The sequence below is a fragment of the Rhodobium gokarnense genome, assembly GCF_025961475.1.
GTDB classification, from domain to species: Bacteria; Pseudomonadota; Alphaproteobacteria; order Rhizobiales; family Rhodobiaceae; genus Rhodobium; species Rhodobium gokarnense.
On sequence record NZ_JAOQNS010000001.1, the window covers coordinates 557,025 to 569,636 of the forward strand.

The 12,612-nt window shown below is 67.0% G+C and carries 8 protein-coding genes and 1 riboswitch; of the genes, 7 read left to right on the forward strand and 1 reads right to left on the reverse strand.

The genetic code is table 11. The annotated features are described in order from the left end of the window. Entirely contained in the window at positions 1 to 1,194 is a 1,194-nt protein-coding gene (locus tag M2319_RS02605; RefSeq protein WP_264599865.1) for an FAD-dependent oxidoreductase, read from the reverse strand. Between the two features lie 531 nt (positions 1,195 to 1,725). On the opposite strand from M2319_RS02605, the gene M2319_RS02610 reads away from it, so the two are divergent. The 7 genes from M2319_RS02610 to M2319_RS02640 all read left to right on the forward strand — a co-directional run bounded on the left by M2319_RS02610 (position 1,726) and on the right by M2319_RS02640 (position 12,387). Then, positions 1,726 to 2,121 carry a hypothetical protein gene (locus tag M2319_RS02610; protein ID WP_264599866.1) on the forward strand — a complete coding sequence of 132 codons (396 nt, stop codon included), beginning with the start codon at positions 1,726 to 1,728 and terminating at the stop codon, positions 2,119 to 2,121. 503 nt (positions 2,122 to 2,624) lie between these two features. Further along, positions 2,625 to 3,797, forward strand: coding sequence for a phosphoserine transaminase (locus M2319_RS02615; protein ID WP_264599867.1), 1,173 nt, complete (start codon positions 2,625 to 2,627; stop codon positions 3,795 to 3,797). Positions 3,798 to 3,869: 72 nt separating this feature from the next. Then, the gene (gene serA / locus M2319_RS02620; RefSeq protein WP_264599868.1) at positions 3,870 to 5,456 is read left to right on the forward strand and encodes a phosphoglycerate dehydrogenase; all 1,587 of its coding nucleotides are present in this window, start codon (positions 3,870 to 3,872) and stop codon (positions 5,454 to 5,456) included. 115 nt (positions 5,457 to 5,571) lie between these two features. Next, positions 5,572 to 6,948, forward strand: coding sequence for a cation-efflux pump (locus M2319_RS02625; RefSeq protein WP_264599869.1), 1,377 nt, complete (start codon positions 5,572 to 5,574; stop codon positions 6,946 to 6,948). Positions 6,949 to 7,039: 91 nt separating this feature from the next. Then, positions 7,040 to 8,731, forward strand: a complete 1,692-nt coding sequence (locus M2319_RS02630) for a mucoidy inhibitor MuiA family protein (protein WP_264599870.1) — start codon at positions 7,040 to 7,042, stop codon at positions 8,729 to 8,731. A 224-nt stretch (positions 8,732 to 8,955) separates the two neighbouring features. Continuing rightward, complete coding sequence (locus M2319_RS02635) at positions 8,956 to 10,248, forward strand: adenylosuccinate synthase (protein ID WP_264599871.1); 1,293 nt, start codon at positions 8,956 to 8,958, stop codon at positions 10,246 to 10,248. A gap of 210 nt (positions 10,249 to 10,458) precedes the next feature. Next, positions 10,459 to 12,387, forward strand: a complete 1,929-nt coding sequence (locus tag M2319_RS02640) for a hypothetical protein (RefSeq protein WP_264599872.1) — start codon at positions 10,459 to 10,461, stop codon at positions 12,385 to 12,387. A gap of 83 nt (positions 12,388 to 12,470) precedes the next feature. Then, a riboswitch (TPP riboswitch) is annotated at positions 12,471 to 12,580 on the forward strand. Positions 12,581 to 12,612: the final 32 nt, after the last annotated feature.

The window sequence follows — 12,612 nt, forward strand, 5'->3', positions numbered from 1 at the left end:
TCAGGCGATTTCCGCAAGTTGGGCCGCCAGCCCCGGCGCGCAGGACAGCTTGCCGGTGTTGACCGCCAGCACCCGGTCATGGGGGTGGATGCCGAAATCGGTCCGCCGGTGCAGGCCGCTGCCGGGGTCCTGGAGGTCGGTTCGCGCATGCGCCAGAATCGCCCCGGCGCGGCTCGCGGCGGGCTCTTCTGCCAGTTCCAGGTTCGGCAGCAGCCGGGAGAACGCCGCGCGGCAATCCTGGTAGGCGCGGTCGAAATCGAAGGACTCGGCGACGGCATCGAACCAGCCGGAGCCGGCGGAGACGCCGGTGGTGAACCCCATCCGGCAGGACGGGTACCAGGAGACGTAGGCGTGGTCGCGCGATTGCGGGACGATGTCTCCATACATGCCCCAGCAGAACGTCACCGGGGCCTCCGGCATGCCCTTCCGGACTTCCGCGACGAAACCCGTCTTGCCCCTGAGGCTGTGGCCCTCGGCCGGGCGGCCGCTGTTGTGCTCGATCGCCGGCATGCCGTCCCAGGCCGCATTGACGATCCGATCGAAGGGGCCGTGGCGGTTGCCGTCCGCGTCGACGACCGTGGGCACCGGCGCGGCTTCGATGGCATGCACGGCGCAGCCGGCGACGATCTCGATCCCGGGCTCGGCCCGCACGGCGGCGGCGACGCCGTCGCACAGCCGGTCGCAATCGAGGATCGGTTCGGCCACATCGAAAGCCGCCGTTACCGTGTCGCAAAACCGGGCCGCAAGTTCGCGCCCTGTCAGCCGGCGGATGAAGGGTCCGGACGCCGTCGCCGGCGCGCCGCCACTCGCCAGATGGGACGCATGGAGGCCGTCGAGGGTGTCCAGGTGCAGGAGGGCGTCCTCCAGCGCCAGCGCGGAATCGCCGGCAACGGCATAGATGCAGCGCTGGTGCAGAAAGAATTCCTCGACCGGCCGGTCCAGCAGGCGGGCCAGTTCCTCCTTGAACCGAATGCCATAGGCGAACATCCGGGCGGCGGTCTCGCCGGACCGGTCGAGGCCGTAGGTGAAGCCGAGATGCACCTTGCCCTCGTTGAAGCGGCTGGCCCGGCCGAGAATATCGCCATCGCGCTCGAACAGGACAACACGCCTGCCGCGACGCGACAGCGCGATGGCGCCAAGGCAGCCAAGCAGGCCGGCGCCGACGATGGCAATGGTGCGTCCCGTATTCCTCAAGGTTGGCCTGACACGCGCTACAGGGGAGACGAAAGGCACGGGGAGGCGTGCCGATCAGCGGTATGAGCGCCTGTCTTGCCTCAAAATCTGGTTGTATACAACGGAAAAATCCGACGTTTGCCCTGTCGTCATAGCGCTCGCGGCAACGCATGCCGATCCCGCCGGGCATGCCACCGGATTCATTTGCCGGCTCAAATGTCGGGGGCCGTTTCTGCACCGTGCCTCGACATCGGCCGCGGAACGCTCCCGCGGCGCGGGGGCGTTAGCGTCGGGTTCCGCACGCCCGGTCGCGTTGGCCGTCTAACGCGACGAGAGCGCTTTCGCCGGAGCGGGGCAAGGGGCCGGACGGCGCATCTGCCAGGCATCGATATTCGCGACCATGAGTACACGTTCCGGTGTGACCCATTTCGGGACCGGTTGTAGGCGTGCCGCGCCTCGCGTCGGATTGCGCGGGCACTGTATACAGTGAGGTGGGAATGCGTCGGCCTTTCAATCGGCTAGCCCTGACAGGCGCTCGCGGCCGGTCCTGCAGTGAGGGTAGTCTTACCGCCACCCTTCAAATCAAAGGCAAATTCGAAACGAAATGTAGCGGTTCCGTTAAAGGTCCGCTCAGCAAACGCCGAGCGCGTCATTGATGGATTCACGGTTCGGGCGCTTCATGCCGGTCATCTGCCGGGGGGCGAACATGGGATTCCTGAACCGATGAGAACCTTGCGAAAAAAAGACATCGAGCTTCTGGCGACGGATATCGCCGGCGATATGAACGTCACGGACAGGGAACTCTTCCACATCAAGAACAATCTCGATCGCTTCATCTTCAAATGCGAAATCGATACGCGACCGATTCCCATCGACTACATCAAGATTCGCCGCGTTATTGTGGAAAGCATTCGCAAGCGTCGGATTTTTGACGATCGGTATTTGTAACAGGGACAGTTTTTACCAGTCTCGAATCGGGCAGCGGCTGGCCGGGGAATGCTCCCCGCGCCGGCCAAATCCTAACAATTCGTTATGCTGCAAATGGTTAGCCGTCCGTTGCCGGGCGCTTTCCCGGTAACGGTCCGTTGACCATGGGGCACCGCCGACCAGCGCATCGGTAACCTTTGCGGCGTCCACGTCTCCAGTTGTCCGGATGGCGCGCCAGCCTGGCGGCAGGGGAAATTTCCCGCAATCCACGAGCTTTCATGGCTGGCAGAAGTGCGGACGGTAGCCGGCGAAACGTCGGTGCGGTGATCCGCCCCATGGCGGCGGCCGACCGCGGTCGCAAAGCGGCCCTTGCCGGTCGTTTCCCGAACCGCAGGAGCGATCGCCGACGACAGTGTCACGGTAAATTCACGTCAAAGCCTGTTGCGCTCCGCCGGCGCGAGGTCTATACGCGCCAGTGGGACACCCCTCCCCAACGAGGGGCTACTATCTGGAAGGGTAGAGACATGACAGCACCTGCCATGCCGGGCAGCAAGCCGGCAAATCCCCAATTCTCCTCAGGCCCCTGCACCAAACGTCCCGGTTGGACGCCCTCGGTCCTTACCGACGCCGCCGTCGGACGCTCGCACCGTGCCAAGATCGGCAAGGCGAAGCTCGCCAAGGCCATCGACGACACGCGCAAGATCCTGCAGGTTCCCGCCGACTACCGCATCGGCATCGTTCCCGCGTCCGATACCGGCGCCGTGGAAATGGCGCTGTGGTCGATGCTCGGCGCCCGCGGCGTCGACATGCTGGCCTGGGAATCCTTCGGCGCCGGCTGGGTCACCGACGTGGTCAAGCAGTTGAAGCTCGACAACGCGCGAACCCTGAAAGCCGATTACGGCGCGTTGCCGGACCTCACGACCGTCGATTTTTCCAACGATGTGGTCTTTACCTGGAACGGCACCACTTCCGGTGTGCGCGTGCCGAACGGCGACTGGATCCCGGCCGACCGCGAGGGCCTGACCATCTGCGACGCCACCTCCGCGGCCTTTGCCCAGAAGCTGCCCTTCGACAAGCTCGACGTGGTCACCTTCTCCTGGCAGAAGGTGCTCGGCGGCGAGGCGGCGCATGGCATGCTGATCCTCTCGCCGCGGGCCGTTGAACGGTTGGAGACCTACACCCCGGCCTGGCCGCTGCCGAAGATCTTCCGCATGACCAAGGCCGGCAAGCTCAACGAGGGCATCTTCCGCGGCGAGACCATCAACACGCCGTCGATGCTGTGCGTTGAGGACTATCTCGACACGCTCACCTGGGCCGAGTCGGTCGGCGGCCTCGACGGCCTCGTCGAACGGGCCGACGCCAATGCGGCGGTGATTGCGGAGTGGGTCGACAGGACCGACTGGATCGACTTCCTCGCCACCGATCCGCTGACGCGCTCGAACACCTCGGTGTGCCTGACCATCGTCGATCCGGACATCACCGCGCTCGATGCCGCGGGCCAGGCCGGCTTTGCCAAGGCGCTGACGGCCGCGCTCGACGCGGAGGGCGTCGCCTACGACATCGGCTCCTACCGCGATGCGCCTCCGGGCCTTCGCATCTGGGCCGGCGCTACCGTCGAACGCGCCGACCTGGAAGCGCTGATGTCGTGGCTCGACTGGGCCTATGCCTCCGTCAAGGTTCCGACCCACGCGGCCTGATCCCCGCGCCTTTCCGAACTCAGTCTTTCTTTAAGGCGCCGGCGCTCGCCGGTGCCGCATGAGGATACTCCCATGGCTCCCAAGGTTCTCATTTCCGACAAGCTTTCGCCGACCGCGGTGCAGATCTTCAAGGATCGCGGCATCGATGCCGATTTCCAGCCGGACCTCGGCAAGGACAAGGACAAGCTCGCCGAGATCATCGGCAACTACGATGGCCTCGCCATCCGCTCCGCCACCAAGGTGACGGAAAAGATCATCGCCAATGCCGCCAATCTGAAGGTCATCGGCCGGGCCGGCATCGGCGTCGACAATGTCGACGTGCCGGCGGCGACCGCCAAGGGCATCATCGTGATGAACACGCCCTTCGGCAATTCCATCACCACGGCCGAGCACGCCATCGCCATGATGTTCGCCGTCGCCCGCCAGCTTCCCGAGGCCGATGCTTCGACACGGGCCGGCAAGTGGGAGAAGTCGAAATTCGTCGGCACGGAAATCACCGCCAAGACGCTCGGCATCATCGGCTGCGGCAATATCGGCTCGATCGCCGCGGAGCGCGCCATCGGCCTGAAGATGCGGGTGATCGCCTACGATCCGTTCCTGTCGCCGGAGCGGGCGATGACTCTCGGGGTCGAAAAGGTCGATCTCGATGAGCTGTTCCGCCGCGCCGACTTCATTACCCTGCACACGCCGCTGACCGACAAGACCCGCAACATCATCGACGCGGCGGCGATCGCCAAGATGAAGGACGGTGTGCGCATCATCAACTGCGCCAGAGGCGGTCTGGTCGTCGAAGAGGCGCTGGCCGAGGCCCTGAAGTCCGGCAAGGTCGCCGGCGCCGGCATCGACGTCTTCACCTCCGAGCCGGCCAAGGAGAACGTCCTCTTCGATGCGCCGAACGTCGTCTGCACGCCGCATCTCGGCGCCTCGACCTCGGAGGCCCAGGAGAACGTTGCCCTGCAGGTCGCCGAGCAGATGTCCGACTACCTGCTGCACGGCGCCGTCACCAACGCCCTCAACATGCCGTCGATCTCGGCCGAGGAAGCGCCGAAGCTGACGCCGTTCGTCCGGCTTGCCGAACTTCTCGGCCTGTTCGCCGGCCAGCTCACCCAGACCGGCATCAAGGCGATCAAGATCGAGTATGAGGGCACGGTCGCGGAGATGAACGTGCGTGCACTGACCTCTGCGGCGCTGACCGGCGTCCTTCGGCCGATGCTGCAGACCGTCAACATGGTCTCGGCCCCGGCGATGACCCGGGAACGCGGCATCCATGTGGAAGAGGTGCGGCGCGAGCAGCAGGGCGCCTATGAGGGCTATATCCGCCTCACCATCACCACGGAGCGCCAGTCGCGTTCGGTGGCCGGCACGGTGTTCGGCGACGGCAAGCCGCGCATCATCCAGATCAAGGGCATCAACATGGAGGCCGAGCTCGGCCCCCACATGCTCTACGTCACCAACGAGGACAAGCCGGGCTTCATCGGCAATCTCGGCACGGTGCTGGGCGATGCCGGCGTCAACATTGCCACCTTCAATCTCGGCCGCTCGGAGCGCGGCGGCGATGCCATCAGCCTCGTTGAGGTCGACGGGCCGATCGCCGAAGACGTGCTGGCCAAGGTGCTGGCGCTGCCGAGCGTCGTCCAGGTCGCGCCGCTCGCCTTCTGACGGCGGTGCTAAAACCTATGAGAGAATGCCGCGCGGTTCGCCGCGCGGCTTTTTTTGTCGTCTGCTCGTGCTATGAACGGCCCGCATTGAGGACCGCCGCCGGGCCGGACAGACGATGACCTCGCAAAAGACCAGAGTCGCGCTCATCTCGCTCTTGGCCAGCGTCGGGCTGACCATCGGCAAGTTTACCGTTGCGCTCGCCACCGGCAGTCTCGGTATCCTGTCCGATGCCTTCCACAGCCTGATGGATATCGGCGCAACGGCGATCACCTTCTTTGCGGTGCGGGTTTCCGACAAGCCCGCGGACGAGGAACACCATTACGGCCACGGCAAGATCGAGAGCGTCACCGCGCTCGCCGAGACGGGCCTGCTCTTCGTCATCGCCGGCTGGATCGTCTATGAGGCCATCCACCGGCTGATCGCACCGGGCAACGGCGTCGAGGTCACCTGGTGGGCGGTTGCGGTCATCTGCGGGTCGATGGTCGTCGACTTCAACCGCTCCCGGGCGTTGAAGCGGGCAGCGGAGGCGACGCGCAGCGAGGCGCTTGCCGCCGATGCGCTGCATTTCGCCTCGGACCTGTGGAGTTCCGCGGCGGTGCTGATCGGGCTTGCGGCGACGTGGGCGGGCTTTCCGGCCGGCGACTCCTTTGCCGCCATTGTGGTTGCCATCGTCGTCGGGCTTGCCGGCTACCGGCTCGGGCGGCGCACCATTGAGTCCCTGACCGACACGGCACCGGCGGGCTATGCCGACATCATCGCCAATATCGCCCGGGACGCCGAGGGCGTGCTGGCCCTGAAGCGGGCACGGATCCGACGTGGCGGATCGACGGTCTTCATCGATGCCGACGTCAATGTCCGCCGCACCTTCGCCTTCGACCGGGTCAATGCGATCAAGGCCAAGTTCATCGACCGGGTGCACCGGGAGATCGAGGACGCCGACATCTCGCTGACCGCCCATCCCGTCGCGCTCGACGACGAGACGATCTTTGACAAGGTCATGCTGGTGGCGGCCCGGCGCGGCGTCGCCGTGCATCATCTGACGGTGCAGCATGTCAGCGACGCGCTCTCGGTCAGTTTCGACATCGAGGTCGATGCCGACTGGCCCTACTGGAAGGCGCATGACGTCGCCTCTGGCCTGGAAGAGGCGATTCGCAACGAGCTCGGCGACGACGTCGAGGTGGAAAGCCATATCGAGCCCGCCGACGTCATCGGCGTCGACGGTGCCGACGTCTCCGAGGAGATGATCCTGGAGGTGGTCGACAAGCTGGAGGTGCTTGCCGAAAGCCATCCGCTGGTCACCCACATCCACGATGTCCGGGTGCGGCGCAACCGCCTCGGCCTGTTCGTGACGCTGCACTGCTGGGTCGACCGGACCCGCAGCGTCGACGAGGTCCATACCGCGGTCGACCGCTTCGAGCGGGCGTTCCGGGAGAGCCATCCGGGCGTGCGCCGCATCGTCACCCACGCCGAGCCGCACGGCGCGGAACGCTAGGCGACATCCTGCGGCGCCCACAGGCCGCCGCATTTGCGGGCACAATCGCGGGCACGATTTTCACGCGTTTCCTGAGGGAGGAATTCGGCAGATGAAACCGATCGGCATTTTCGCGGCAACGCTCCTCGTTGCGGCAATGGGGACGGGCACGGCTCTCCCCCCGGCATGGGCCGCCGATGTCACGGCACCCTCGCGGATCGCCCAGGTGGAGGTCTATCCGGACGGAGCAACCGTGGCCCGCGACGCGACGGCCGCGGTGCCGGCCGGCGAATCCGTCATCGTCCTTGAAAACCTGCCGCTTAGCCTCGATCCGGATTCGGTGCGGGTCGAAGCCGAGGCGACGGCCGGGCTGGAGATCGTCTCGGTCGACATGCGCCGGATGATGCCGAAGCCGCACGACGTGCCGGGCGAGATCGGCGCCAGGATCGAGGTCCTGAAGCGCGAGCGCCAGGCGGTCGAAGACGCCATCGCCACGGCCAACGAGCAGATCCGCTTCGTGCGCAACATCGTCTCCGAAGCGCCCAAGCAGTTGTTCGACCTCAAGGGCGAACGCCCCGCTCCGGACTGGTCGGAGATGCTCGGCAAGTTCGGCACCTCGCTCTCGACGCTGCGCGAGACGGTGCGCGCATCGACCGTCCGCCTCCAAGAGATCAAGGACGAGATCGCGCGCCTGCAGGACCAGCAGGACGAGAGTTTCCCGGAGGCAAAGCCGACCTATCAGGCCCGCATTTCCGTCGTTGCCGACACGGCGGCGGATGCCGCTCTGACCCTGCGCTATGCGGCGGCCGGCGCGGTCTGGCGTCCGGTCTATGACGCGCGGCTGTCGCTTGATGGCGAGGCGCCGTCGCTGGAACTGGTGCGCCGGGCCGTCGTCACCCAGGCGACCGGCGAGGACTGGACCGACGCCGAGCTGACCCTTTCCACCGCACGGCCCGGCGGGCGCGCCGAGGCGCCGGAGCTCAGTCCGCTGATCGTCCGCATCGCGCCGAAGCCGCGGCCGGTGCCAGTGGCCCAGAGCCGCAAGACGATGCGCATGTTCGCCGACAATGAAATGGCGGAGGCCGCGCCCATGGAAGCGCCGGCCGGCGGCGCGATGGTCCGGGCAATGCCCGCCACCGAGCGCGCCGCAGCCCTTGAGACCCGCGGTTTCGACCTCGTCTACCGCATTCCCGGCCGCACCTCGATCGTTGGCGACGGCACGCCGAAGACCCTGAAGATCGGCAGCGACACCATCTCTCCGGAACTCGTCGTGCGCTCCGTGCCGGTGCTCGATCCGACGGCCTATCTGACCGTGCGCTTCGACAACGAAGGCGCGGGGCCGATCCTGCCGGGCGAGGTTCAGCTCTTCCGCGACGGCGTCTTCGTCGGCAAGGGCGGGATCGGCTTCATTGCGCCGAAGGAGGAGGTCGCGTTCGGCTTCGGTGCCGATCCGGCGGTGGTCGTGGAACGGATCACGCTGGAGAAAAGCGAGGGCGAGCGCGGCATGCTCTCCACCGACAAGATCGACCAGCGCCGCTATCGCATCACCGTCACCAACCGCCACGACCGCACCATGCGCATGGAGATCGACGACCGGCTGCCGCAGTCGGAGAACGAGAAGATCGAGGTGGAGCGGGCGTCGGACACCACCGAGCCGACCACGACCGATGTCGACGGCAGGCGCGGTGTCGTGCGCTGGGCCTTCGATCTCGATGCCGGAAAGGCGCGCGAGATCCTCATCGGCTATACCGTGCGCTGGCCGGACGACGAGCGGATCATGTGGAATGACGGCCCGGTGCGCTGATCGCGCCAGGTCCTTCGGCGTCTAAGCTGATCGGGTCACGTGACCTTTGCGACACAGCCCCGGCGCGGAATCGGGCCGGGGCGCCGCCCGTCCCCCGCTGAGACATTGGAAGGTCTCGCCACGGCCCGGCCGAGTGGTTATAGTCGCGCGCCCGCAAATGGGTGGGAGCCGCAGGGCTCCAGCAAGACTCAGCGGAAAAAAAGAGCGTATTTCGGGGCGCGTTAATGGCGAATGTGGTTGTCGTCGGCTCGCAGTGGGGCGACGAAGGTAAGGGTAAGATCGTTGACTGGTTGAGCGAGCGTGCCGATGTGGTGGTGCGCTTCCAGGGCGGGCACAATGCCGGCCACACGCTGGTCATCGACGGCGTTTCCTACAAGTTGAGCCTGTTGCCGTCCGGCGTCGTGCGCGAGGGAAAGCTGGGCGTCATCGGCAATGGCGTGGTGCTCGACCCGCATGCCCTGATCGCCGAGATCGGCCGGCTGAAGGACCAGGGCGTCACCGTCAGCCGAGACAATCTGCGGATTGCCGAGAACTGCACGCTGATCCTGTCGCTGCACCGCGAACTCGACGCGCTGCGCGAGAAGGCGCTCGCCGCCGGCAAGATCGGCACCACGGGACGCGGCATCGGCCCGGCCTATGAGGACAAGGTCGGCCGCCGGGCGATTCGCCTGATGGACCTTGCCGACCTTGGCACCCTGAAGACCAAGATCGACCGCATGCTCATCCACCACAACGCGCTCCGGCGCGGGCTCGGGGAGCCGGAGATCTCGGCCGATGCGCTCTATGACGAACTGGCCGCGGCGGCCGATGCCGTGCTGCCGTTCATGGATTCGGTCTGGCAGCTCCTCGACGAGATGCGCAAGACCGGCAAGCGCATCCTCTTTGAGGGTGCGCAGGGCGCGCTGCTCGACAACGATCACGGCACCTATCCGTTCGTCACCTCGTCGAACACCGGCGCCGGCCAGGCGGCGACGGGCTCGGGCATGGGCCCCGGCGCCATCGACTATGTGCTCGGCATCACCAAGGCCTACACGACCCGGGTCGGCGAGGGGCCGTTCCCGACCGAGCTAGATGACGAGGTCGGCCAGTTCCTCGGCGAACGCGGGCGCGAATTCGGCACGGTCACCGGGCGCAAGCGGCGCTGCGGCTGGTTCGATGCCGCGCTGGTGCGCCAGACGGTCAGGACCAGCGGCATCGACGGCATCGCGCTCACCAAGCTCGACGTGCTCGACGGCCTGAAGGAGCTGAAGATCTGCACCGGCTATATGCTCAACGGCGCCAGGATCGACTACCTGCCGGCCGCCCAGGAAGCGCAGCGCCAGGTCGAGCCGGTCTACGAGACGCTGGAAGGCTGGGAGGCCTCGACCGCCGGCGCCCGGAGCTGGGCGGAACTGCCGGCCCAGGCCGTCAAATATGTGCGCTACCTGGAGGAACTGATCGGCACCCAGGTCGCGCTGTTGTCGACAAGTCCCGAAAGAGACGACACTATCCTTGTCCAGGATCCGTTTCAGGATTAGCACTTTTTGTAAGACTTGGCGGCCGCCAAGTATTGCGGCCGCGGCGCTGGGTGCGTAGAGACGGGGAGTTGAAGGTTAGAGCGGGGAGGAGCGAGGGCAGGGCGCGCTTCGGAACGTCTTCGGACCGGCCGGCGTTCCTGCAGACGGGAGACCGCTTCGGCGCGAACGGCCCTCGACGACAGTAATACGCGCCCGACCGAGCGTTGAGACATGGCGGACTATTACGCAATCCTGAAACGGGCTCTCGATGCCTTGCCGGACAACACCGGCGAGGCTCGGCGCGCCGTCTATGAAAAGGCCCGCAGCGCGCTGGTCACCCAGTTGAAGTCCGTCGAGCCGCCGCTGGCGCCCTCGGAAATCACCAAGCAGCGCCTCGCCCTGGAAGAATCGATCCGCAAGGTGGAATCGGAGACGGCGCGGGCGCTGATGGGCTCGAACCGGCCGCGCGCCGAGGTCCCCAAGCCCGTTGCGCCGGCCTCCAAGATCGATCCGCAGACCGCCGCACCCGCCGAACCGGCAAAGCCTTCCGCCCCGGCGGAGAGGCCGGCGCCTGCCGCACCGCCGCGTTTCGAGGCGCCGCCGCGCAGGGAGCCGCCCGCGTCGGCAAGGCCCGCAGAGCCGCCGGCCGCAAGGCACGCCCCGGCCGCGGAACCGCGGGCGCCGGAGCCGACGGCGCCGGCGCGGCCGAAGGAAGACCTTGCCGTTCCCGTTCCCGGCCCCGCCGAGGAGCCGGACCGGCCGGAAGCGGCGAACGATTCGGTGCCGCCGAAGAAGGCGCGCGGCGTCGATGTGTTCCGGCGCGCGGTCAAGGCGGCCGGTGCGCTCGGGGCTGCCTCGGGCAAGGCCTCGAAGTCGGCGCGCGAGGTCCTCGACGCGACGGAAAAGAAGCAGCGCCGCGCCGAGCGCCGGCGCCAGCGCACCGAACCGGAACTGCCGGAGACGCCGCCGGAGGAGCCCGGCACGGAGATGGCCGCCGAACCGCCGGTCTCGACGGCCGGCGAGGCGCACCTTGCCGGCGATGCGCCCGTCGCCGACGACGCCCTTGCCGGCACCGAATTTCACGGCCGGGTCGCCCAGCCGCTGTCGTCGCGGACGATGTGGATGGTCGCCGCCGCGATCCTCCTCGTCATCTTTGTCGGCGTTGCCGGCTGGATCTACGCCCAGCGCGATCTCCTGTTCGGGCCGGCCGACCTTGCCGATGACGGCACGGCCCAGCCGACCGTCACCGAAATGGACACCCAGACGACCGACGAGCCGGCCCTTGCGCCGGACGGTCTCGCCCCGAAGATCACCGACCGGCTGCCCTCGCTCGGCGGCGAGAACGGCGCGGCGCCCGATGCCAAGAGCGTCCGGACCATGCGCGTGCGTGCGCCCGGCAGCGAGGGCGAGGACGCAGCGAGCGACGAGGAAGCCGCTCCGGCCGATGACGGCGCGGATGCCGCGGCGGTCGAGGACGATGCGGCGGTGAGCGAGGAACCGGCGGAGGCGGCCGAGGAAACCGGACCGGACGAGGCGGTTCCGGACGACCAGTCGGCCGTCGAACCGGCGCCGGAAGACAATCCGGCACCGATCGTCGATTCCGGCAACACCGTCGGCGTTGGCCAGCGGGCCATCCTTTATGAGGAGAACACCGAGCCCGGCGCCGGCAACACCGCCTATAACGGCAGCGTCGTCTGGTCGCTGGCCGAAGAGCCGTCGGCGAGCGGCGGCACCGATACCGTGCTGCATGCCCATGCGGACATTCCGGACAAGAACATGGCGGTCGACGTCAAGCTGCGGCCGAACCGGGACACCGCCCTGCCGGCGCCCTACACGATCGAGATCGCCTTCACCCTGCCGGAAGACTTCGAAGGCGGGGGAATCGCCAACGTGCCGGGCCTGATCCTGAAGACCAGCGAGGCGGCACGGGGCGATGCCCTGCGCGGCGCCTCCGCCCGGGTCCTGGAAAACCTTTTCTGGATCGCGCTGTCGCAGAACGACGTGGAGAACGATCGCAACCAGACGCTCCTGAAGGATCGCGGGTGGATCGACATTCCGGTGCTGTTCGAGACCGACAAGCGGGCGATCCTGACGCTCGAAAAGGGCGCTCCCGGCGATCGCATGATCGAGCAGGCCTTCGCCAAATGGCAGGCCGGCTGAGCGCGGCAGCGCCGGCCTTTTCCGTCTTTTCGAAAATCTTTTTCAGCCCGCTTGCAATGGGCCGCGATCCCGCGCATCCTCTGACCCGTTCCGAGGGGTGCTCCGACAAGGAGCTGAGATGGCATCGCGGGATGCCGAACCCTTCGAACCTGATCCGGATCATACCGGCGAAGGGACGGGGCGCATGCACGGCTTATGCGGACATCTCCTGACGTCGGTCATCCT